Here is a 22,130-nt window from a genome sequence, read left to right on the forward strand (position 1 = left end):
GGATCGCTTCAGCCTTCAGATTTTGCCTTGCCCAGTTGCTTTGCGTATCCTGTCGCCAACTCGACAATTCGCTGGTCGATCCGTTTAAGTGCTCCGGCCATGTCTGCATCTCGTCTCATCTGGTTCTCTTTCGCGCCATCGTCGAGACGCGTGATTTCGCCGATTTTTTCGAGTGTGCGCGTCAATGCGGAAATCGCATCGATGCGCGCCTTGTCGAGCGTACCCGCGCCGCCCTCCTTTCCCATCCCGATTGCTTCCACTTCGCCGATCAGCCGATCGACCACTTTCGCCAGCCTGGCCTTCGGACCAGACCGTATCGCGGCCGGATCTTGACGGACCCATTTTTCGCGCGCCGCCCGTCTTTCGATCGAAGCTGCCGACCTTCCGGTCGCCAGCGCCAATCGCTCGATATCCGGCCGCGCGCCCTCATAAAGGGCACGCATCGCCGTCCACCGCTCATCAGTGTGTGTTACCATCAAATCTCTCCGGGCTGTTTGAAGCGGTCGAAGGAACCGGCCGTGGCACCCAAGGGTGCCGGCGGCATCCCCCAAAACATGGGAGGCGCGCTGGCCACACTTTTCCGACGATAAGGAAACTCTACCAAAGCACCGTCACGGTGTCAAGAATATATTCCTATTCTCTTCAAAATTTTTCGAGCCCGCCGTAGCGCTTGGATTTCGCTTGCCGCATCCGATAATATTGAGCAAAAGACGCTGTTTCAGTGTCGGCAGGAAGGTCGCCATTTAGCCGCCCGCACCTATTTGAGACTCTTGAGAGCTAAGCCGGACACTGAAAAATGGACGACCCCCTCGAAGCGCGAAAGCCGAAGGCCCCGAAAGCCGGCAGATTGCTGGCGATCGATGCTTGGATCGATTCGTCCCTCTACGAAGCCGGCTTCAAGGCGCGCGAGTTCTGGGAAACGCTGACCATCTTCTTTCGGCGCTTCCGTGTCAGCGGCTGGCGGCGCGGCATCATAGAGTTGCTGAGCGAAGGTTTTACCATGGGCGCCGCCGCCTCGGTGGTCATGCTGGCGCTTGCCTTGCCTGCTTTCGAGGAAACCGCCGGAAACTGGCGTCAGCAAGACGATTTTGCCGTCACCTTCGTAGACCGATATGGCGACGAAATCGGCCAGCGTGGCATCATCCAGCGCGATTCGGTTCCCGTCGATGAAATGCCCGATCACGTCATCAAGGCGGTGCTGGCGACAGAGGACCGCCGATTTTTCGAACATTACGGCATCGACTTCCTCGGCCTGGTCCGCGCAATGTCCGAAAACGTGCGCGCCAATTCCGTCGTGCAGGGCGGATCGAGCATTACCCAGCAGCTTGCGAAAAATCTCTTCCTCACCAATGAGCGCACCGTAGAGCGCAAGGTCAAGGAAGCCTTTCTCGCCGTTTGGCTGGAAATGAACCTATCGAAGAAGGAAATCCTGCAGCTCTACCTCGACCGCGCCTATATGGGCGGCGGCACGTTCGGCATCGCCGCGGCCGCGGATTTCTATTTCGGCAAGCAGGTCAAGGACCTTAACCTCGCCGAAGCGGCCATGCTCGCCGGCCTGTTCAAGGCTCCGGCCAAATATGCTCCCCACATCAATCTTCCGGCTGCGCGCGCCCGGGCCAACGTCGTTTTGACCAATCTGGTGCAAGGCGGCTTCATGACCGAAGGCCAGGTCCTTTCCGCACGACTCCACCCTGCCGATATCGTCGACCGCGGCGACCGCAAGAGCCCCGACTATTTCCTCGACTGGGCCTTTGAGGAGGTCAAGCGTGTCGCTCCCCAATCGGGCACGCATTCGATAGTGGCTCGCACCACCATCGACATGAACATCCAGCGCGCCGCGGAGGAATCGGTCGAATTCTACCTGCGCCAGAACGGCAAGGAATATCGCGTCACCGAAGGCGCTGTCGTCGTCCTTGAAAACAACGGCGCGGTTCGCGCCATGGTCGGCGGGCGCGACTATGGCACCAGCCAATTCAATCGTGCCACAAAGGCGTTGCGCCAGGCAGGCTCGTCCTTCAAGCCTTATGTCTACGCGACCGCCATGGAGCACGGCTTCACACCGGATTCGATCGTTTCAGATGGACCGATAAGCTGGGGCGCCTGGTCGCCAAAGAATTACGGCCGCAGTTATTCCGGCCGCACGACGCTCGCCATGGCCCTCATAAGGTCCATCAATACTGTCCCCGTCAGATTGGCGAAGGATCACCTCACCATTCCGCCGATCAAGGCGATGGCCGAGGCCATGGGCGTCGAGTCGCCGATTGAAAACTTCAAGACGATGGTGCTCGGCACGTCCGGCATGACCGTCATGGACCAGGCCACCGGCTACAATGTTTTCGCCAATGGCGGTTTTGCCGGCACCCGCCATGGTATCACGCAGCTTTTGTCGCATGCCGGCAACGTTCTCTATGAATTTGACCGGGACGCGCCGAAACCGAAGCGCGTTTTGTCGGAAAAAGCGCTTTCCGATATGAATTCCATTCTGGTCCAGATTCCCGAGATCGGCACCGCTCGTCGTGCGGCGCTTCCGGCAATCCGCTCCGCGGGCAAGACCGGCACCACGCAAAACTACCGCGACGCCTGGTACGTCGGCTTCACCGGCAATTACACCGCTGCCGTATGGCTCGGAAATGACGATTTTTCACCCACCAGGGAGATGACCGGCGGCTCCCTGCCCGCCATGGTTTGGCACCGGCTGATGACCTACGCGCATCAAAACATCGACATAAAGCCGATACCTGGCATCAGGGACCCGTTCGTCGATGCGACCGTCGCCGCAAAAGCGGCCGAGGCAGAAAAAAAGGCGGCGCAGGAAGCATCCGCCACAACCGCCGAACGGCCGCCGGTCCTTTCGAGCACCACGACGCGAACGCTGCTGGAAATAAACGAGATCTTCCGCACGGCTCCGGTCCTGGAGGCTCCCGCCGAGCCCAAGAAGCTCTCCGCCCTGTGAGAACGCCCTGCGTTCTTGCCGCTCATTGCCGCCCGTTTGCGCGTGCTATTCTCTTGCCTTCATCGCTCCAGGAGGGATAGTGCGGCCCATCTCTCTCTTCGGCATGTCATGCTTAAAACCACATTTCTCGTAGCGCTGTTTCTTGCTGTCGCCGTTGTCGGAGGCGGTGCAAGCGTCTGGTACGCTTTGGACGCTCAGGAAGGTGTCGGCGCCGTCACGATCGGTAGCTGGACCGCCTTCCCCGAGATCGGCACGCCGGATGCCGATCCTTATTCGCGGGCGCGGATCGCGAGAGAAGGCGTGTTGACTCTCGGCCGGGCGGAAGGGCTCGCCTTCATCGCGCAGCGGGATTCGCGCGGCGATATCCTTCGTCGCAACTGTGTCTACCGGATCGAAGGCAGCGTGCCTCCGGCGAGGTTCTGGACGCTCTACGCCGCCGATGCAAACCTGTCAGCTCTCAAAGCGAAGAACGGCCGTCCATCGGCGCTGCATTCATATGAAGTGCTTCATAGGCCCCGCAACAAGCTCATCATTCTTGCAGGCCGCCATCCCGAGCCCGGCAATTGGCTGCCGCTACAAGGGTCGGGCGACATGTTCCTTGTGCTCACCCTTTACGATACGACGATTGCCAGCAGCACCGGCATTGCCGACGTCGAGCTGCCGGCGATAACGAAGTCGGGCTGCGATGCTTAAGCTCCTTCACGCCCTTCTCCTCGGCCTGCTGGGCGCGGCAATCGTGCATATCGCGGTGCTGCTGCTCATTCCGGAGTTTGCCGAACGGGACGCCTGGTCGCGTCTTGCCTCCGCGTCCGGCCTTTACACGGCAACCCCCTTACATGCCGAGCCGGGCGTGACACCGACGGTCAAGTCCGTCGACCCGCTCTTTCTTGCCGCAACCTGTCGTTTCGATCTTTCAGACGGCACCGTGCAGGCGCAGGCATCTGGTGACATCCCGTTCTGGTCGGTGTCAGTCTACAACCGCGCCGGCGAAAACATCTACAGCTTCAACGATCGAACCGCCACCAGTGGAAATCTGGATCTTGTCGTTCTCACGCCGGAGCAGATGATCGAAGTGCGCAAAATCCTGCCCCCGGAATATCAGAAGTCCATCTTCGCCGAGCTGCCAATCGACGAAGGCATCGTGGTCGTTCGTGCTTTCGTCCCGGACGACAGTTGGCGGCCAAAGGTCTCCGCCTTTCTCGACGGCCTCTCCTGCTCGTCGCGCTAGTTGCGGGGAGCCGGCCTGACGCGGACCGATGCGGCCGATCCCGATGGCAAATGGCCGCCAGCCGCCTCCATCACCGCCCGCCGCTCATAGCGAACACCTGGAAAGATGATGATGGACGCCGGCGTCCCCTGCGGACGTTTGTGATGATTGGTTGCCGCTTTTCTCGGCACGAAAGACAGTATGCTGCCCATGACACGCGCTTCCCTCTCGGTCTGACCGGAGCAATGACGCAACGCCTCCATGTCAGATAAGGCACAGCAGAGGGTTAACAGTCGGTTAAAGCCAAATCGTCGATATGAGCGAGGCGCATTGTCGCTCGGCAACCTCGGCAAGATGGAGATGAATGTCCCGAATCGTGTGCTCCGCACGGATGCCGCCTGCCGTCCTCTTCTTCTTAATCGAATTAACTCTCGTAAATGCCTGGTTCCATTACGAAAAGGTAATGTCAGTGTTCAGTTTCGGTTCATCACCCGATCGCTAGGTTCCGAGCGTCAGTAACGAGGAAAGTTCGATGAAACTGTTCACCCGCTCGATTCTCATAGCCGTCGCGTTTTCAATGTTGGCGGTCCCTATGGCGCAAGCGCAGCAACGCCATGATAGCTCCCGTCATTACAGCCAGTCGAAGCGATATGACCATCGCGCCAATGAGAGATACGACACTCACCGGCACCTGAAGAAGCGGCACCACTGGGCCAAGGGCAAAAGAGTTCCGGATTGGCAGCGCCGACAGGCCATTCGCGACTATCATCGTCATGGCCTGAAACGTCCCGGTCGTGGTCAGCAATGGGTGAAGGTCGACAATGACTATCTGCTGATCAGCCTGGCATCCGGCATCATTAGCGGCATAGTCGCGGCTCGATAGAAGATGCCGCATTCAGTCGAAGAACCCCGGCCATCGAGCCGGGGTTTTTTTCGTGTGTGATATGCGTTGCCGACCGCCGCACGGAAGGCGAAGCCTGATGCGAGCCGCCGCCTTAACTCTTTGTTAGAATTCATGAATATTTACCTGACAGTTAACAGTCCGCTAACGGATAGCCGCTAAGTTTATCGATATCCGGGCATCAGCGACCGACCGTGAGCGGATGGGTATCCCCGGCCAATGCAAGTGTGGCGTCAGGCGTAATTCGTGTCCTCATCCGATTTCAGGCAGCTTGTCTTGAAAGGCAAAACCAGCAGGGCCGACCGGCTGTTTCGCGCCGCCGTATCGGCCTATTGCTCCCTGACCCGTCCGTCGCGTCGTGAAATCGCCCAGCTGGAAGACCTCGCCTTTCCGCTTTTCGACGCGGTGTCCGTTGAAGCGCGACGCTATGCGGCCGCAGCGCTTTCCGAATGCGAACACCCGCCGGTGGAACTGGTGCGGCGCCTCTGTGATGAGCCAATCGACATTGCCGCTCCCCTGCTGATCCGCTCCAATAGCCTGAGAGACATCGATCTTATTGCTTTGATCGGGCGCCACGGCCTGCCGCACGCGCGCGCCATCGCGCGCCGGCAAAGCCTCAACCCGACCATCGCCGATCTCATCAGGATGATGGAGGGGCCGAGGCTGGTGCATCCCCGGCAACCGGGAGAGCAGACGACTGAACCACAAGACGACGCATCGGCCGGGAACCGCCCGGCTCCTGTTCCCGGGGCTTCCGCCGACAATGCACGTCAACAGTTGCGCGCCATGATGCGGCGGCCTCACGCCTCCCGCGGGGTTGCGGCCTACGCAAGGCTTCGCGATGCGGCGCTCAGCGGTAGCGCACTTTTCTTTCAGGCAGTGCTTGCCGAAGCGCTGGACATCGCTCCTTCCATGGCGCGGGCGATTGCCGGAGCGGACGATCATTCGGCGCTGCTTGCAGCATTGCGGTCGCTCGACTTGAGCGAGGAGCAGGCTTTCGTCATCGCCGCGGCAGCGTTGCCCGGGAAGCTCTCCCAGCCGGAAGCAATCCGCCTCACGCTCAACCGCTACCGGGCGCTTGAACCTGTTGCGGCACGCGAGCAGGTGCAAACTTGGAAAGCTCAAGCGACCGAGCCGAAGCGCTCCAATCTCAAGGCTTCATGACCGATATGAGCTCCTCGACCGGGGTCTGATCCGCTTCGATTTCCACGATCCAGATATCGGGATCGAACCGCTGCTCCTTCTCCAGCCGCGCCTCCAGCACCGAAGCGTCATCGCCATCGCTCAATCGCTGAAATTGCCGGTCATCAGGCCTGGCGGAATCGTAGCTGGTTTGCGGCGCCGGTCCGAACAGCGCCGTGTCGCCCATCCGGCTGCGCGACAGCACGAAAACCACACCGGCTTCCGTCGCTCCGCGCTTGACGACAGCGGCAAAGCCTCCGGCCGAAAAGACCTTGCGCAGCAGCGCGGACACCCAAAGATCGGTGGTTACGCGCATTGTTTCGGCTGCCTCATATTTGACGTGAAGGGATAGGCCGCCGTCAATTCGTCAGGCCGATCTCTTTCATCTTTACATAGGTCGCTTCGTCGGGCTCGCCGGTTTCCGGCAACCCGAACAGCGATTGAAATTCAAGAAGTGCCGCCTTTGTGCGCGCGCCGACGACGCCGTCGATCTCCATTCCCTCATTGCCGAACGCCCTCAGGCCGGCCTGTATGCTGGAGATTCGGTTGTTCGACGTCACCGCAGCTTGCACGGCCGCGTCTTCCGTCTGCCGCGCGGGCGGCGCAGGCACCGGTTCAATGCTGGCGGTCGCGCCGAGCTGGCTCAGCAATTGGTCATCGATCTTGCCGTTCGGCGTCAGGCCCACCTTGCGCTGGTAGTCGGTGATCGCCTTGGTCGTATTCGGCCCGGCAAGCCCGTCAACCGCGCCGGCGTAAAAATCAAGGCCCTTCAATATGCGCTGGACCTGCTCGATCACCGGATCCCCCACCGGCCGGACCGGCGCTTGCTCGGGCTGTTCGGGCCGCTCGATGCGTATGGTGGTTTCGGGTTCGTCATCGCGCGGATCGTCGATCCCGACAGGCATGCTGAAACCGCGCGTCGCGAAAAACGCGCCCGTATGCGCATGCGGCTGATACCAGAGCGCATTCGCCGAAACATAAAACAGCGCCACAAGGAACGCCGTCGAGCCGCCGACCAGCACCGGATTTCGCGAAATTATCGCACCGAGAGCCGCAACACCGCCGGACAGCGACAAGTCCGGATGGGCGGATCGCTTAACCTGCCTTGCGGAGCGCGCCATTGCTGTTTTCTTTTACCTTGTTCGCCGTCATCGACAGCAGCGCTCCCTTTTGGCGCCCCGCGTCTCCCGATGGGCCGGCCACCGGCAGGCTGATCGTGACGGTAGTGCCCTCGCCCGGAGCACTTTCAATCGACATCGTCCCCTCATGCAGCGTGACGAGGCCTTTTACAAGCGCCAGACCGAGCCCGGTTCCTTCGAACTGGCGCGTATATTCGTTATGCACCTGCGTGAACGGCTTGCCCAGTCGGCCGAGATCGTCTTCGGCGATGCCGATGCCGCTGTCTTCCACCCAGAAATGCAGGCGCGATCCGATCCGTTTCGCACTGACCGAGACAGCGCCGCCATCGGGCGTGAACTTGATCGCGTTGGAAACGAGATTGATCAGCACCTGCTGAACCGCGCGCTTGTCGGCGTGAATTTCACCGACTTCGGGAGAAACCTCGCTGGTCAGCGATATCGACTTGGCCTGAGCCTGCAGGCTCATCATCGAGTGGCACATTTCCACGGCCTCGGCAAAGCGGAACGGCTCCGGATTTGTCGCATAGGCACCGGCCTCGATCTTGGACACGTCGAGAATGGAATTCACCACCGCGAGCAGGTGATGTCCGGAATCGCGCACCAGCCCCACATATTCCTTCTGCCGGGGATCGCGAAAGCCGCCGAACATCTCGTGAAGCAGCATATCGGAAAAGCCGATGATGGCGTTCAGCGGGGTGCGCAGTTCGTGACTGACGGCGGCGAGAAACCGCGCCTTGGCAAGCTCCAGTGCCTCCGTGGTTTCGGTGCATGCCGCGACGGCGGCGCGAAGCCGCACGACCTCTTCATTTTCCCGCAACAGCGCGACGATGCCCTTGCCGTCCGCGCTCATGAGATCGATTGCGAATGGCTGATAGTTGTCGGCTTGGCCGGCGCGTGCGTCATCCGTCCTTGGCAACCGCATACGGGCTTCGACCGTCCGGCGCGGGGCGCCCGCGCGCAAATCGGCCAGCGCGCAAAGATATCCGACGCGGTCCGAAATATGAATCCGCTCGAACAGTCCGGCACCGAGCATCAGTTCCGGCGCCAGCCGCAGCATCGTGCGCGCCTGCGGCGAGACATCGGTCACATCGCCATTCATCGACATGCGAACGACGACCCCATCGACAATCGTCTCCAGCCGAACCGGCCCGTCCTCTTGTTCCTCGGCCCTTGCTGTCTCGAGGGCTCCGACGATCCGTATGATCACCGTCGCCGCATAGGCGACCGGTACCAGCCAGTGCCAGGCCGCCGGTACCTGGCTTATTGGAAAGAACATGGATCCCAGGAGGGTTTGTATCGGCAGCACGGACAAGGCTGCTACCCCGCCCCATAACAGCGCTCCGGCCGCGCGCCGTTGCCAATACGCCTCGAAGGGGAGCGCCAGGATCAGCACGGCAAGCGGCGAAGCAATGCCTCCTGCCGCCGCAACGAGGACGGAAAGCACGATCGTCCCCGATACCAGCCCGACAATACCGGCGATTCTGTCCCTCGCGCTTGAGGAGACCAGCAGAACCCCAATCCACGCCAGGCTGAACGTGGCGCAGATGAGCGCCAGCGTCATTGACGGTCCGAGTGATGCCGACAGAAAGAAAGCGAAAGCCGCAGCCAGGAAAAAGGGGGCTGCCAGGAATATCCCGACCAAACGGCGCTGGCGCGCCCGATCGTCTTCCTTCGTGATCGACAGCGAAACCAGCCGGTCACATCCGGCAGTCGCAGCCTCGACGATCTCGCCAAATCTGGTGGTGGACAATCTCACTCAAAGTACCCGTACTTGATCCACCTGGCGGATCGCTTTTGATTGTCCGAAACTCGCATCCAGCCTTTAAGGAATGGATAAAGCGCGGCCAGTCACCGGCGCCCAGGCGGCAAATGCCGTCATCACGGGGGCCGAAAACGCCGGTGAATTTCGCGCATGGTAAATGGACCGTTAGTCCTGTTTTCGCCGCACCTGTGCGTCCGACCAATCTTCTTCGGCTTCGATCTGCCGGATTTTCGATGTAAAAACAAAGGAGTGGGCGAAAGCTATCTGACCGGCTCCCTCGTGATCGTGCATGTCTCGCGACATGCCCACGAGCGAATCGTTAAAGTTTTCCGGCGGATTTGCCGAAAATGCCGTCGAGTTCCGCAAGCGCTCCTTTGCGCGGTCGTGTCAATCTTCTCCCAACGAACGAGGTCGTGCCGCAAAAATGCGCGACCCGCATGATACGCGAGGCAGGTTATGGGCTTTCTCATTCGTATTGCGTTCTGGTTCTCGCTGGTTTTGCTGGCGCTGCCGTTCGACATGGGCGGCACCGCCGATGGCCAACCGAGCGTCGGCGCGATTCAGACGTTCCTTGCCGCGCGTGAGGCAGTCGGCGACATGAGCGGAATTTGTGAGCGCAAGCCCGACGTCTGCGAAGTTGGCAAATCGGCCCTTCATACCGTGGGGGTGCGGGCGCGCGAGGCAGCACGTCTTGCGTTCGAGGCGCTCGACGACCAGTTCGGCACGCCCGACGCTGCGATCACCACGGGCAGCGTCGCACCAGCGGACGATGTCAAAGTGAATTGATTCGGCCGGCTCGGTAAAACGCTCTGACTTCTTTTTCCGTGACGTTGCGGGCCGACGTGCTTATATCAGGCCCATGACAGCAAGCATTCAGTCGATCCAGGACGATTTCGCCTTCCTCGATGAGTGGGAAGACCGCTATCGCTATGTCATTGACTTGGGCGATTCGCTGCCTCCCTTCCCGGATTTTGCGCGCGACAATGCCCACAAGGTTCCCGGCTGTGTCAGCCAGGTCTGGCTGCTCACCGATCAGGATGAAGGCGCCGATCCGGTTATCCGCTTCCAAGGCGATTCGGACGCCCACATCGTGCGCGGCCTGGTGGCGATCATGCTTGCCTTGTTCTCCGGCCGGCGTGCCAGCGATATCCTTGCTACCGACGCGGAAGCCGTCTTGCGTTCGCTCGGTCTTGATGAACATCTCACCCCGCAACGCGCCAACGGGCTGCGGTCCATGGTCAAGCGCATCAAGCGGGATGCCGAGGTAGCGCTCAAGCAGGACGCTTGAGCGCAGAGTCAGCTAAATTATTTCCGGCCGATAGTCGTCGCTGCCCCAATGCAGCACCGGCGGCGGCTCGTGGTGACGCGGGGCGGATTGCGGCCGATAGTGGCGACTGAGAACACCGAGCGCGCTTTTCAACACGATCTTGGCCGACCGAACCGGCCACCCGCGCTCCGACTCCACAAGTTCCAGCCCCTTCAGGAAGCAGCAGACATCGATCAGAACGCCGGACAGTTCCGGTCCGACGGCCACGATCGCACGCTCCACGCGCAGTCGCGCTGCAAGTGCCGCATCCGTCAGTTCGACCGCGCCGCCGACACCGCCGCGCCGGCCGGACGCCACGCTTGCCACCCAATTCGCCCCGAGCCGCGGCATGAGCTGGCCGCGCGTGTAATCCGCTCGCAGCCGCTCTCCCGCCTCGAATTCCGCTCTGGAGAGGAACGGCGTGCCACCCTTGGACTTCCGCCGCATCAGATGCCCCAGCGGCGATTCTGACAGGTTGACGATCGCCTGAGACATTTCTCCATTCACCTCGAGGGCGATCGCATCCAGGTCGCGATGATCTTTCGCAGCGTTCCCACGCGACATCGACGCCTTGGCCGCAGCCGACAGCACGATATTTTCGCCTTCACGCATGACAATGCCGTCGCGCAGCAATTCGACAAGCTGAGCCTGATCCAACGATGTCGTGCGCCCGTTCTTGTCCTCCAGCAGTAGCGTACCGGCAATGGCCCCTTGCCGGACCCTGCCTGGACCGCCAGCCAGAAAGCGCATGATGCGCAGCCTGGCCTTTCCTGCCTCCGCAAGTCCGCTCATGGTCACAAGCCCAACCGGTCGCGGAATGCGGCCATCGCGACACGCTCGGTCATCACTACGACACGATCGAAGTCCTCATCGTCGCGCATGTCCTCGATCAGATGGCAGGCATGCACGACCGTGGTGCGATCTCGCCCGAACCCTCGTCCCACGTCCGCCATGCTCACGCCCAGCACGACATGGGTCACATACATCGCGATCTGTCGCACACGCGAGACGTCGAGCCCGGTTCTGCCGGGCCTGCGCAACTCCTTGCCTGAAACGTTGAACAGTGCCGAAACGATATCCATCATGCATTCGCAGACTTCGACGGCACGTTCACCGCGTACACCGCCGCCCTCCCTTGTCGCGGAAGACGACGCCACTGGTTTCGCTGAAATGTCGGCGTCCTGCGAATATTTTCTGGATGCTGTAGCCATCGCGTGTACTGAACTCTGCCCTCCACAGAAATAGGAATAAGTTCTTATATTGCACAATGGCTAACATGTGAACAAAGGACGAACGATTTCCCCAGATCGTGATCGTTAATTTATTGATAACAAACGACATCTCCGCAGGGCGGATGCGTTTTCGCGCTCACTTCGTCCCCGCCCCGAGACCGCATTCGATAGTGCCGGCATCACCACAATGGGGTTCCCACCTACGATGAATGACATACGCGCCGAATCCGCAGCGTTCAAAACCCGCCTATCCGCAGAAGCCGCGAATGCACGACAGATGGCTGCGCTGCAGCTCGCCTGCGGTATCGATCTTTCAGCGGCACTTGCCGCCGGCGAGGAGGAAAGATCGAAACTCGTCACGCGGCTCCAGCGCGCAATCGAGCGGGAGCGGCTGAAAGGCCTGCGACGTCATTGGAGTTATGACCTTAACCGACACATAGCCCTGAAGCAGTTGCTGGATCGCCTGGTCTCCCGTGGGCGGCCACAGGCTGAAGGCGGTTGCGCCTAAAAACAGGTGCGCGCACCCCTCGCTTTGTGCGCCAAAAGCGAGCCGCCGCCCGAAAAATGGCGTTCACAAAAGCAGAACGGCGCCCGAAGGCGCCGCAATATGCTCCTTGGCCCGGTCGATCACCTGCCGGCGCGTTTACGGCCAAGCCCCATCTTCTTGGCGAGTTGCGAACGCGCCTGAGCATAGTTCGGCGCCACCATCGGATAGTTCGCGTCAAGGCCCCACTTCTCGCGATACTGATCGGGCGACAAGCCGTAGTGCGTCATCAGGTGACGCTTCAGCGACTTGAACTTCTTCCCGTCCTCGAGACAGACGATGTAATCGTCGTGAACGGACCGCTTCGGGTTTATCGCCGGCTTCTGTTTGTCCGCCGGCGGCTGCTCAGGGGCGCCACCGATGCGTCCAAGCGCTGCATGCACATCCGCGATCAGATTCGGCAGTTCTCCGACGGGCACCGGATTGTTGCTGACATAGGCGGCGACGACGTCGGCCGTCAGTTCAATCAGCATATCGTGAGTTCTGCTTGGTGTTTCGACAGCGTCCATAGTCGTTCAGGCCCAACGTAAATTCGAGTAGCGCCCCCTGCGGCGCATCATGATTTGCAGGAGTTAGCCACGTTATCGTAGCTCGCTACATTCCTATACCGTTAAAGTAAGTCAATTCAATAGTTTTTTATAAAATGAAACAGTTATCAGTCATTCCAGTTATTACAAGCACCTATTTTCGGACTATCGTCTCATCCACCTCCGTTCTACGTTGACTGCAACAACATGTCGCGTGTAGCTCCGTAGGATTACATCCTTTTATCTTCTCTAAATCAACCCTGAGTAGTCCTTTTAAAGCGCAGGGCTGTATCGCATCAGTACACGCTTTATCAAGCCCCATGGCTGCCGTCGATGCCGAGGCACGCACGATCGAGCCGGAACGGTGCCAAAACCTCTTGAACCCGAAAGATGCTCGTGTTCATTCGGCACTCGACAACCCTATTCAAGCGAGGCGACGATGACCCGAGCCGGAACATTTCCTGATATCGAGAGCCCCAGGAGCGAGGAGCGCCCGACAACCGACACGCGTCACGGCGTCACTCGAACGGACGAGTTCTCCTGGTTGCGGGCTGAAAACTGGCAGGACGTATTCCGCGATCCCTCGCTTCTGGATGCCGCCATCCGCAGCCACCTCGAAGCTGAAAATGCCTACCAGACGGCCCTCATGGCCGACACCGTCGACCTTCAGAAACGGCTGTTCCAGGAAATGAAAGGCCGAATCAAGGAGGATGACTCTTCGGTGCCGATGAAGGATGGCCCATTCGCATATGGCTCCTCCTTCAAGAAGGGTGGCGAGCAGCCTCGCTTTTTCCGCACTCCACGCGACGGCGGCACGCAGCAAATCATACTCGACGGCGATGCCGAAGCCGAAGGCAAAGCGTATTTTCGCATCGGCGGCGTCGATCATTCATCCGATCACAAGCGCCTGGTCTGGGCCTTCGACGACAAGGGTTCGGAATTCTACACGCTGCACGTTCGCGACCTCGCGGATGGCAAGGACTTGGCCGACGTGGTGCCCGATACCGGAGGTTCCGGCGTCTGGAATGCCGCCAATGATGGCTTTCTCTACACAAGGCTCGACCAGAACCACCGGCCGTCGAAGATCCTGTTCCACAAGCTCGGCGCCGATCACGCCAATGACCGACTGGTCTATGAAGAAACCGATCCCGGTTTCTTCATGAATGTCAGCGGCTCGCGGCGCAACGACTGGATTTTCATCGGTATCAATGATCACGAGACCTCCGAATACCGGCTGCTGCGCACTGCTGACCCCTTGGCCGAGCCGCATCTGGTCGCCGCTCGTGAAACCGGGCTGCAATATGATCTCGAGGAAGGCGGCGACATCTTCTTCATCCTGACCAATGCCGATGGCGCCAAGGATTTCAAGATCATGACCGCGCCGGTCGGCGCACCCGGCCGGGCCAATTGGAAAGAGCTGGTCGCCCATGAACCCGGCCGCCTCATCCTTTCCGTCATGGGTTTTCAGGACTTCATGGTGCGCCTCGAACGCAAGGACGGCCTGCCGCGCATCGTCATCCACGACCGCGCCACGGCTGAAGAACACCTGATCTCGTTCGAGGAGGAGGCGTTTTCGCTCGGCCTTGCCGGCTCCTACGAATATGACACCGATACGATTCGCTTCTCATATTCGTCGATGACGACGCCGAGCCAGCTTTTCGACTACAATATGCGCACGCGCGAGCGTGTGCTGCTCAAGACTCAGGAAGTGCCTTCCGGCCACGATCCCGCCCGCTATGTGACGCGTCGTCTGATGGCTCCGTCGCATGATGGCGAACTGGTGCCGATTTCGCTCATCCATCACCGCGACACCCCGCTCGATGGTTCGGCGCCTTGCCTGCTTTACGGCTACGGTTCTTACGGAATCACCATCCCGGCGGGCTTCAACACCAATTGCCTGTCCCTGGTCGATCGCGGTTTCGTCTATGCAATTGCCCACATCCGTGGCGGCAAGGACAAGGGCTATGCTTGGTATGAGGACGGCAAGCGGGAAAAGAAGACCAACACATTCCTAGATTTCATCGCCGCGGCGCGCCACCTCGCCGGCGAGCATTACACCGCTCACGATCGTATCGTCGCCCAGGGAGGCTCGGCCGGCGGCATGCTCATGGGGGCGGTCGCCAATATGGCGCCGGAAGCATTCGGGGGGATCGTGGCGGAAGTTCCTTTCGTCGACGTACTGACGACGATGCTCGACGACACACTGCCACTGACGCCGCCGGAATGGCCCGAATGGGGCAACCCGATCACCTCCGAAGCGGACTACAAGACCATTGCCGCCTATTCGCCCTATGACAATGTGGCGCCACGCTCCTATCCGCCTATCCTTGCGGTTGCCGGCCTCACCGACCCGCGCGTCACTTATTGGGAGCCGGCGAAATGGGTGGCGCGGCTGCGCAAGCTCAAGCTGGACAACCATCCGGTCCTGTTCAAAATCAACATGGATGCCGGCCATGCCGGTGCATCAGGCCGATTTTCCCGGCTTGAGGAGATCGCCTTCACTTATGCTTTCGCGCTGAAAGTCACCGGCAAGGCATCGGCCGATCCGGCTTGACCATCGCATCCCTGTGCGATCAGCTTTCCGGCTGATTGCGCGGCGGATATCCGTTCGGATGCGGGGGAACTGCCTTCAGGTAAGCGGCGATTGCCTGGCGGTCTTCGGCGCTAAGCTTCGCCATGTTCTTTTGCACCTCGACCATCGAGCCTCCGACCGAATCGAAGTCCGGCGTGAAACCGGTTTCGAGATAGCCGGCGATGTCGGCCTCTGACCATGAGCCGATGCCACCCTCGCCCGAGGTAATGTTGGGGACGACGCCCTCCCCTTCGGCAGCGACCGCTCCCGCCAGCCACCGGCTTTCGTCGGTTCCGCCGATAAATCCGCGCGGACTGTGGCATTCGCCGCAATGGCCCGGCCCCTCGACCAGATACCGGCCGAGGCGCTCGGGCTCGGATGCCGCCTCACCGAGCGCGATCACAGGCGCGCTGTCGACATAGAGCAACTTCCACAGCCCGATGCCGCGACGAATATTGAACGGAAAGGACAGCTCGTGATCGGGCGCCTTCCCGGACACCGCCGGCAGCGTCTTCATGAAAGCGAAGAGATCGGCAACATCGGCAGGCTGCATCCGCGCATAGGAGGGGTAAGGAAACGCCGGATAATAGTGCCTCCCTGCAGGAGAAACCCCCTTTAGCACCGCATTGGCGAAATCCGCCTCGGACCAGCCGCCAATGCCGTCCTCAACGTCCTGCGAGATGTTAGGCGCAACGAAGACGCCGAACGACGTCTTCAATTCGACGCCGCCGACGAGTTCGAGTTGCGCAGCACCTTGCGATTTCGGCCGCGCGTGACAGGATGCGCAGCCGCCAGCCCAGAACATTCGCTCGCCCTTGACCGGATCGCCGGGGCCAAGCGCTGCCACCGCCTCGCCGTCGAGCCATGTCGGCGAGGTCAGCCCCCACAGGGCGGCTGCGCTTACGCCGCACAGCGCAATGGCTGCGAGGCTGAGTTTCCGGAACATGCTCATTGGCTGGGGTCGAGAATTTAGCTCTTCTTGATGCGGAAGGTCTCGTGGCAGCCGCCGCAATTGGCCGCAACCTTGCCGAATTCAACCTTGAGCGCCTCAAGGTCAGCGGGCGCTGCCACGACCGCCGCAGCGGCGTCGGCTCTGAACTTGTCGACCTTTGCCTGGAAGCCGGCCATGTCTTCCCAGATCTTCGGCGAAGCTTCCGTCTTGCCGCCGGTCTCGCTTCCCTTCGGGAACAATGCCGCGACATCGATCTTCTGCGCATCTTCGCTCAGCGTCTCCAGCGCATCAAGCGCGGCTGCGGCGTCAAAAGGCTTTTCGCCCTTGACCATGGGCGCGATCACGCCGACGGCCTTGCCGTTTGCCTTCATGATCGCCTTGCGGTCGGCAATCGGGTCGGCAAATGCGGCAGAGCCTGCTAACGCCAGGGCGGAGACAGCTAGTATGAGTTTTTTCATGAAATGACCTCCGGATTGCAATGATTTTGCCTGGCGCATTTCGCGTTGGACAAGGGGCCCCGAACCTCCGATCTCATAACGCATGGCGAACCAGGCAAGCGAACGGAAGATGGCCGAAAAACCGTTCATGTTCTCCTCACCATTGCGTGAGGAAGTCGTGATTCCAGCCTTGTAATAACATGCAAAAAACCCCGGACAAGCCGGGGTTTCGTTGATCGAGCTGGGCTCGCCGTGTGTCAGGCTTTCGCCTTCTCGTAGAGTTCGAGCACGTAGTCCCAGTTGATGAGATTGTCGACGAACGCCTCGAGATATTTCGGGCGAGCGTTGCGGTAGTCGATGTAGTACGAATGTTCCCACACATCGACGCCCAAAATCGGCGCGGCGCCATGCACGAGCGGGTTTTCACCGTTCGGCGTCTTCGAGATTGCCAGCTTGCCGTCCTTCACCGAAAGCCAGGCCCAGCCCGAGCCGAACTGCGTCGTACCGGCGGCAATGAAATCGGCTTTGAACTTGTCATAGCCGCCAAGATCGCTGTCGACCGCCTTTTGAAGCGCGCCGGGCAGCTTGTTGCCGCCGCCGCCCTTCTTCATCCACTTCCAGAAATGGACGTGATTGTAGTGCTGGGCCGCGTTGTTGAAGAGACCGGCGTTCTTGCCGAAGGACTGCTTCACCACTTCCTCGAGCGACAGCTTGTCCATACCGGCTTCGGCGGCGAGCTTGTTGCCGTTGTCGACATAGGCCTTGTGATGCTTGTCGTGGTGATATTCCAGCGTCTCCTTGGACATATAAGGCTGCAACGCCTCGTAATCGTAGGGCAAAGAAGGCAGTTCAAAGGCCATGGTCATACTCCTTGGGCTTGGGAAAAATCCGGCACATTCATACCGGACTGACATATGAAGGAATTGTTCACGAACAACCCCCGGAATCGTTATTCTGTTCCTTCTAAATCAACATGATAGGACTGGTCAGCCGGTTTGCCACCAAAGTCCGACGTTCAGGGAAATAAATTTTCAATCCTTTGGCGTCGAATGCGCCCACTCCCAATAGAGCTCACGCGCTTTCCGGGCAATCGGACCGGGCTGGATGTCGCGATCTTCCATCTTGATCACCGGCACCACCTTGGAGTGGTTGCCGGTGGAGAAGATTTCATCTGCCTCCCGGAAATCGCGCACCGTGAGCGTCCTTTCAACTGTGCGGAAGCCGTAATCGGCCAGCAGCGAGATCACGCGCGAGCGCGTGATCCCGGCAAGAAAGGTTCCGTTTGCGGTCGGCGTCATGACCTGGCCGTCCTTGACCAGGAAAACGTTCGACGAAGCGGTCTCGGCGACATTGCCCAGCATGTCCAGGACCAGCGCGTTATCGAAACCCCGCATCTTGGCCTCCAGTATCGCTCGGCCATTGTTTGGATAAAGGCATCCCGCCTTGGCGTTGGTCGGCATCGTCTCGATGGTCGGACGACGAAACGGCGAAACCGCGACCGAAAAGCCGCTCGGCGCGATCATCGGAGCCTCATAGAGGCAGAGACAGAAGCGTGTCGATGAGGGATCGGCTGGCACGCCCATGTAGCCGCCATGCTCGGCCCAATACATCGGCCGGATATATACTGCGGTGTTGCCGTCGAATTTCTTCAGCCCCTCCCAGGTCAGGCCGACGATTTCCTCCGGCGCCATGGTCGGCTTCAGGCCGAGCGAAATCGCCGACGCGTTGACGCGCTGCGAGTGCAAATCGAGATCGGGTGCGACACCTTCGAACCAGCGCGCGCCGTCGAATACGCTGGTGCCGAGCCACATGGCGTGGCTGCGCGGGCCGATCACTGCGACATTGCCTTCGTACCAGTCACCTTCGACATAGGTCCAGGTTTTGCTCTGAGCTGCCGTTGAAAGTGACATGGGTGGTGATCCGGATTGAATGAGACATGCCATCGAAGACGCTTTGCCTGCGCTCGTCAACCATTCCGGTCGGCGAATCGTTGATGCCAGCCCCCGCGCGCAATAAGGTGATGCGTCACTGTGGAAGAGGGGAATGATGCGCCACTCAGCCTACGTATTCGACGCTTACGGCACGCTCTTCGACGTGCATGCCGCCGTTCGGCGCCATGCCGGCGAGATCGGCCCGGACGGGCAGCTGCTTTCTGAGATCTGGCGGGCCAAACAGCTTGAATATTCATGGGTGCGCACGCTCATGGGCTCTTTCGCCGATTTCTGGCAGTTGACCGAGCAGGCGCTGGATTTCGCCTTCCGCAAGGTGCCGTCCGCCGACCCGAGGCTAAGGCAGGCGCTGCTCGATGCCTATTGGCAGCTCGACTGCTATCCGGAAGTGCCGACCGTGTTGAAGACACTGAAGGCCGATGGCGCCCGATTGGCGATCCTGTCCAACGGATCGACCGCCATGCTGGAAGCCGCCGTCAAGTCGGCCGCCCTCGATCAGGTCCTCGACGAAGTCTTCTCCGTGGACGCGGTCGGCCGTTTCAAATCGCATCCGTCGGTCTACGAAATGGTAACGACCGCCTGGCGGCTCTACCCTGAAGCGGTATCGTTTCAATCGTCGAATCGCTGGGATGTCGCCGGCGCGGCCCGATTCGGCTTCCACACGGTCTGGATCAATCGCGGAAACCAGCCGGACGAATATGGCGACCATCCACCAGATTTGATTCTGCCGTCACTGGAGGGTCTTCCCACCGCTTTCTGATCGATTTCGGCGTTGCCGAAATATCACAGCCGGCGCCTTGTCACAGGGCTGCCATTTTTTCTTCACCCTGAAGCCCGATTCGCAGTCGCCTATCGGCCCGCACTACCGGGAGGGAAACCATGCTGCGGCCGCGCTTCCAATTGGGATGCGCAAGCACGGCTGGAGCACACGGAATCCGCTAATGATCCCCTCTCAAATTGTTTGCGATTTTGCGGGGTTGTGAGCGACCGTTCACGAAATTTTGCGATGCCGTTAACTATCCTTTTCGGCATCGGAAACTAAAAGGGCAACATGACTACCACCTCTTCTCCCCTCCTCACCCGTCGCCGCTTCCTCGGAACCGCAGCCGTGGGCGCCGCATCGATTGCTGTATCGGCGTGCAGCACGGTTTCGCGTGGCAACTATATCGGAACGGCGCCGCAGCCGGTGGTCGACGTCGATCCGGCCTTCGGCAGCTATGCCATGATGTATGGCCCGATGTTCGATGAGGGCTATGAAATCCCCGGCGTGCCGTTCCAGAAGGTCGACAAACGGTTCTATCGGCAGATCGTGCAGGACCCGACGGGAGAACGGCCCGGAACGGTTGTGGTCGATACGTCGAATCACTTCCTTTATCTGGTAAGGGAAAACGGTCAGGCAATCCGCTATGGCGTTGGTCTCGGCCGCGCCGGCTTCGAGTGGTCCGGCCGTGCGGTGATCCAGTGGAAGCGCAAATGGCCGAAGTGGACGCCGCCTGCCGAGATGATCAAACGCGACCCGAAGCTGGAAAAATACAGCGCTGCCAATGGCGGCATGGAGCCAGGCCTGCTCAATCCGCTCGGCGCGCGTGCCCTCTACATCTTTCAGGGCGGCGAAGACACGCTCTACCGGGTGCATGGCTCGCCGGAGTGGTTCTCGATCGGCAAGTCGGTTTCATCGGGGTGCGTGCGCCTGATGAACCAGGACATCATAGATCTCTACGATCGCGTGCCCAACAAGACGCCGATTCTCGTTACCGGCGGCCTCGGCGTCGCCTGACGCCCTTCCATTTTATTGAAACGGACGCGCCCAGCATGGAGCGCATCTGTGAACTGGGCCTTGTGCGCCCTGTTTCGGCGCACAAGGGGATTGAGAATCAGAAGCCTTTCTTGAGGCTTCCCAAGATACCGCGCACCAGCGCACGGCCGACCTGCGATCCAACCGATCTCACCACCGACTTGATGGCCGCTTCCGCGACCGTCTGGCGGTTGGACGCGCGCGGGCGAGGTGCCGGCCGCGACCGCGTCGATCCGCGCCCCGACGAGCCCTGCGAATAGTCGTCGCCAAAATCAGGAAGGGTCCAGCGCGACCGGCCTGTTTCGCGGCTGTCATCCTGCTGCTGCGCCTGCTCTTCGGCTTGCTGCGCCTCCAACGCCTTCTTCTGCAACATTTCGAACGCCGATTCGCGATCGACCGTTTCGTCGTACTGACCGGCAACCGGGCTTTCGGCGATCAGTTTCTGGCGTTCCTGCGGGGTGATCGGACCGAGCCGCGATGCGGGCGGGCGAATCAGAGTGCGTTGCACCATGGAGGGCACTCCCTTGGCCTCCAGAGTGGAGACCAGCGCCTCGCCGGTGCCAAGCTGCGTGATTGTCTCGGCGCAGTTGAAATCCGGATTGGGCCGGAATGTATCGGCCGCCGTCTTCACCGCCTTCTGCTCGCGCGGCGTGTAGGCGCGCAACGCGTGCTGGACGCGATTGCCAAGCTGGGCAAGCACCGTTTCCGGCACATCGAGCGGATTCTGCGTCACGAAATAGACGCCGACGCCCTTCGAGCGGATCAGCCGCACCACCTGCTCGACGCGGTCCACCAGGGCCTTCGGCGCATCGTCGAAAAGCAGATGCGCCTCGTCGAAGAAGAACACCAGTCTCGGCCGGTCCGGATCCCCGACTTCCGGCAGCACTTCGAAAAGTTCCGACATCAGCCATAAAAGGAAGGTGGCGTAGAGCCGAGGGTTCATCATCAGCTTGTCGGCGGCAAGCACGTTGATCGCCCCGCGCCCGTCGCGTGTCGTGCGCATGATGTCGGGGATCTTCAAGGCCGGCTCGCCGAAGAAATTGTTGCCGCCCTGCTGCTCGAGCACCAGCAGCGAGCGCTGGATCGCGCCCACCGAAGGCTTGGTCACATTGCCGTAGCGGGCGCCGATCTCATCGGCTCGGCTGGCGATATTGGCGAGAAGCGCCTGCAAATCCTTCATGTCCAGAAGCAGCAGGCCCTCCTCGTCGGCAATGCGGAAGGCGATGTTCATCACACCCTCCTGCGCCTCCGTCAGATTCATCAGCCGCGAAAGCAGCAGCGGTCCCATTTCCGAGATCGTCGCCCTGATCGGATGCCCCTGTTCGCCGAACAGATCCCAGAAGATCACCGGAAATTCTTGGAACTCGTACGGCTCGAGCTTGATCGTCTCGGCGCGCGCCGTCAGGAAATCCTTCGCCTCGCCCATCATCGCGATGCCGGAGAGATCGCCTTTGATGTCGGCGCAGAACACGGGCACGCCGGCATTCGAAAAGCCTTCCGCAAGGATCTGGAGGGTCACCGTCTTGCCCGTCCCTGTCGCTCCCGTAACCAGCCCGTGCCGATTGCCGTATTTCAGGAGAAGTTCCTCGGGCTTCTGATAGCTGTCATCGGGCTTTCGGCTGGCTCCGATGAAAATAGAGTCTTCCTGCGCCATAGGTTCCGATCTCCGACT

23 protein-coding genes are annotated in these 22,130 nt (G+C 60.4%); 11 read left to right on the forward strand and 12 right to left on the reverse strand.

Annotated elements, in window-relative coordinates:
• Nucleotides 1-8: 8 nt before the first annotated feature.
• Nucleotides 9-476, reverse strand: coding sequence for a hypothetical protein (locus ACLKMW_RS18990; RefSeq protein WP_415726068.1), 468 nt, complete (start codon nt 474-476; stop codon nt 9-11).
• A gap of 320 nt (nt 477-796) precedes the next feature.
• Here ACLKMW_RS18990 and ACLKMW_RS18995 point away from each other — a divergent pair, with 320 nt between their 5' ends.
• The 5 genes from ACLKMW_RS18995 (at nt 797) to ACLKMW_RS19015 (ending at nt 6,225) form a co-directional block, all read left to right on the forward strand.
• Nucleotides 797-2,953, forward strand: a complete 2,157-nt coding sequence (locus tag ACLKMW_RS18995) for a transglycosylase domain-containing protein (protein ID WP_415726069.1) — start codon at nt 797-799, stop codon at nt 2,951-2,953.
• A gap of 108 nt (nt 2,954-3,061) precedes the next feature.
• Nucleotides 3,062-3,646, forward strand: a complete 585-nt coding sequence (locus tag ACLKMW_RS19000) for a DUF1214 domain-containing protein (protein ID WP_415726070.1) — start codon at nt 3,062-3,064, stop codon at nt 3,644-3,646.
• Nucleotides 3,639-4,181 (forward strand): DUF1254 domain-containing protein, encoded by a 543-nt coding sequence (locus ACLKMW_RS19005; protein WP_415726071.1) that lies wholly within the window; start codon nt 3,639-3,641, stop codon nt 4,179-4,181. The genes ACLKMW_RS19000 and ACLKMW_RS19005 overlap by 8 nt, the downstream gene beginning before the upstream one ends.
• Nucleotides 4,182-4,692: 511 nt before the next feature.
• Complete coding sequence (locus ACLKMW_RS19010; protein WP_415726072.1) at nt 4,693-5,043, forward strand: RcnB family protein; 351 nt, start codon at nt 4,693-4,695, stop codon at nt 5,041-5,043.
• 294 nt (nt 5,044-5,337) lie between these two features.
• Nucleotides 5,338-6,225 (forward strand): hypothetical protein, encoded by an 888-nt coding sequence (locus ACLKMW_RS19015; RefSeq protein WP_415726073.1) that lies wholly within the window; start codon nt 5,338-5,340, stop codon nt 6,223-6,225.
• Here ACLKMW_RS19015 and ACLKMW_RS19020 read toward each other — a convergent pair.
• From ACLKMW_RS19020 to ACLKMW_RS19030, 3 genes are read right to left on the reverse strand one after another with little or no spacing between them, the layout of a single operon-like run.
• On the reverse strand, nt 6,212-6,559 hold the full coding sequence (locus tag ACLKMW_RS19020; RefSeq protein ID WP_415726074.1) for a DUF1491 family protein: 348 nt from the start codon (nt 6,557-6,559) through the stop codon (nt 6,212-6,214). The genes ACLKMW_RS19015 and ACLKMW_RS19020 overlap by 14 nt on opposite strands.
• Before the next feature lie 43 nt (nt 6,560-6,602).
• Complete coding sequence (locus ACLKMW_RS19025; protein ID WP_415726075.1) at nt 6,603-7,364, reverse strand: peptidoglycan-binding domain-containing protein; 762 nt, start codon at nt 7,362-7,364, stop codon at nt 6,603-6,605.
• Nucleotides 7,339-9,132 (reverse strand): ATP-binding protein, encoded by a 1,794-nt coding sequence (locus ACLKMW_RS19030; RefSeq protein ID WP_415726076.1) that lies wholly within the window; start codon nt 9,130-9,132, stop codon nt 7,339-7,341. Before ACLKMW_RS19030 ends, ACLKMW_RS19025 begins: the two co-directional genes overlap by 26 nt.
• Nucleotides 9,133-9,600: 468 nt before the next feature.
• On the opposite strand from ACLKMW_RS19030, the gene ACLKMW_RS19035 reads away from it, so the two are divergent.
• Together ACLKMW_RS19035 and ACLKMW_RS19040 are read left to right on the forward strand one after the other, a co-directional pair.
• The gene (locus ACLKMW_RS19035; protein ID WP_415726077.1) at nt 9,601-9,930 is read left to right on the forward strand and encodes a DUF5330 domain-containing protein; all 330 of its coding nucleotides are present in this window, start codon (nt 9,601-9,603) and stop codon (nt 9,928-9,930) included.
• A 73-nt stretch (nt 9,931-10,003) separates the two neighbouring features.
• Nucleotides 10,004-10,432, forward strand: coding sequence for a SufE family protein (locus tag ACLKMW_RS19040; RefSeq protein ID WP_415726078.1), 429 nt, complete (start codon nt 10,004-10,006; stop codon nt 10,430-10,432).
• A gap of 12 nt (nt 10,433-10,444) precedes the next feature.
• Here the strand turns inward: ACLKMW_RS19040 and ACLKMW_RS19045 are convergent, their stop codons facing one another.
• A complete protein-coding gene (locus ACLKMW_RS19045; RefSeq protein WP_415726079.1) occupies nt 10,445-11,242 on the reverse strand; it encodes a DUF6456 domain-containing protein in 798 nt (265 codons plus the stop codon).
• A 2-nt stretch (nt 11,243-11,244) separates the two neighbouring features.
• Nucleotides 11,245-11,661 carry a helix-turn-helix domain-containing protein gene (locus tag ACLKMW_RS19050; RefSeq protein ID WP_415726080.1) on the reverse strand — a complete coding sequence of 139 codons (417 nt, stop codon included), beginning with the start codon at nt 11,659-11,661 and terminating at the stop codon, nt 11,245-11,247.
• Between the two features lie 226 nt (nt 11,662-11,887).
• Here ACLKMW_RS19050 and ACLKMW_RS19055 point away from each other — a divergent pair, with 226 nt between their 5' ends.
• Nucleotides 11,888-12,190 (forward strand): cytoplasmic protein, encoded by a 303-nt coding sequence (locus ACLKMW_RS19055; protein ID WP_415726081.1) that lies wholly within the window; start codon nt 11,888-11,890, stop codon nt 12,188-12,190.
• A 119-nt stretch (nt 12,191-12,309) separates the two neighbouring features.
• Here the strand turns inward: ACLKMW_RS19055 and ACLKMW_RS19060 are convergent, their stop codons facing one another.
• On the reverse strand, nt 12,310-12,735 hold the full coding sequence (locus ACLKMW_RS19060; protein ID WP_415726082.1) for a Ros/MucR family transcriptional regulator: 426 nt from the start codon (nt 12,733-12,735) through the stop codon (nt 12,310-12,312).
• Nucleotides 12,736-13,192: 457 nt separating this feature from the next.
• Between ACLKMW_RS19060 and ACLKMW_RS19065 the strand changes: the two genes are divergently transcribed.
• Nucleotides 13,193-15,307 carry a S9 family peptidase gene (locus tag ACLKMW_RS19065; RefSeq protein ID WP_415726083.1) on the forward strand — a complete coding sequence of 705 codons (2,115 nt, stop codon included), beginning with the start codon at nt 13,193-13,195 and terminating at the stop codon, nt 15,305-15,307.
• 19 nt (nt 15,308-15,326) lie between these two features.
• Here the strand turns inward: ACLKMW_RS19065 and ACLKMW_RS19070 are convergent, their stop codons facing one another.
• The 4 genes from ACLKMW_RS19070 to ACLKMW_RS19085 form a co-directional block, all read right to left on the reverse strand.
• Nucleotides 15,327-16,277 carry a cytochrome c gene (locus ACLKMW_RS19070; protein ID WP_415726084.1) on the reverse strand — a complete coding sequence of 317 codons (951 nt, stop codon included), beginning with the start codon at nt 16,275-16,277 and terminating at the stop codon, nt 15,327-15,329.
• 17 nt (nt 16,278-16,294) lie between these two features.
• Nucleotides 16,295-16,735, reverse strand: coding sequence for a c-type cytochrome (locus ACLKMW_RS19075; RefSeq protein WP_415726085.1), 441 nt, complete (start codon nt 16,733-16,735; stop codon nt 16,295-16,297).
• A gap of 236 nt (nt 16,736-16,971) precedes the next feature.
• The gene (locus ACLKMW_RS19080; protein ID WP_415726086.1) at nt 16,972-17,574 is read right to left on the reverse strand and encodes a superoxide dismutase; all 603 of its coding nucleotides are present in this window, start codon (nt 17,572-17,574) and stop codon (nt 16,972-16,974) included.
• Between the two features lie 171 nt (nt 17,575-17,745).
• Complete coding sequence (locus ACLKMW_RS19085) at nt 17,746-18,624, reverse strand: branched-chain amino acid aminotransferase (RefSeq protein ID WP_415726087.1); 879 nt, start codon at nt 18,622-18,624, stop codon at nt 17,746-17,748.
• A 136-nt stretch (nt 18,625-18,760) separates the two neighbouring features.
• Between ACLKMW_RS19085 and ACLKMW_RS19090 the strand changes: the two genes are divergently transcribed.
• Together ACLKMW_RS19090 and ACLKMW_RS19095 are read left to right on the forward strand one after the other, a co-directional pair.
• Nucleotides 18,761-19,423 (forward strand): haloacid dehalogenase type II, encoded by a 663-nt coding sequence (locus ACLKMW_RS19090; RefSeq protein WP_415726108.1) that lies wholly within the window; start codon nt 18,761-18,763, stop codon nt 19,421-19,423.
• Nucleotides 19,424-19,714: 291 nt separating this feature from the next.
• Nucleotides 19,715-20,440, forward strand: a complete 726-nt coding sequence (locus ACLKMW_RS19095; RefSeq protein ID WP_415726088.1) for a L,D-transpeptidase — start codon at nt 19,715-19,717, stop codon at nt 20,438-20,440.
• 97 nt (nt 20,441-20,537) lie between these two features.
• On the opposite strand, the gene ACLKMW_RS19100 is transcribed toward ACLKMW_RS19095, so the two are convergent.
• Complete coding sequence (locus ACLKMW_RS19100; protein ID WP_415726089.1) at nt 20,538-22,112, reverse strand: helicase HerA-like C-terminal domain-containing protein; 1,575 nt, start codon at nt 22,110-22,112, stop codon at nt 20,538-20,540.
• Nucleotides 22,113-22,130: the final 18 nt, after the last annotated feature.

Source organism: Borborobacter xinjiangensis, from assembly GCF_047739745.1.
Classification (GTDB): Bacteria; Pseudomonadota; Alphaproteobacteria; order Rhizobiales; family Rhizobiaceae; genus Pseudaminobacter.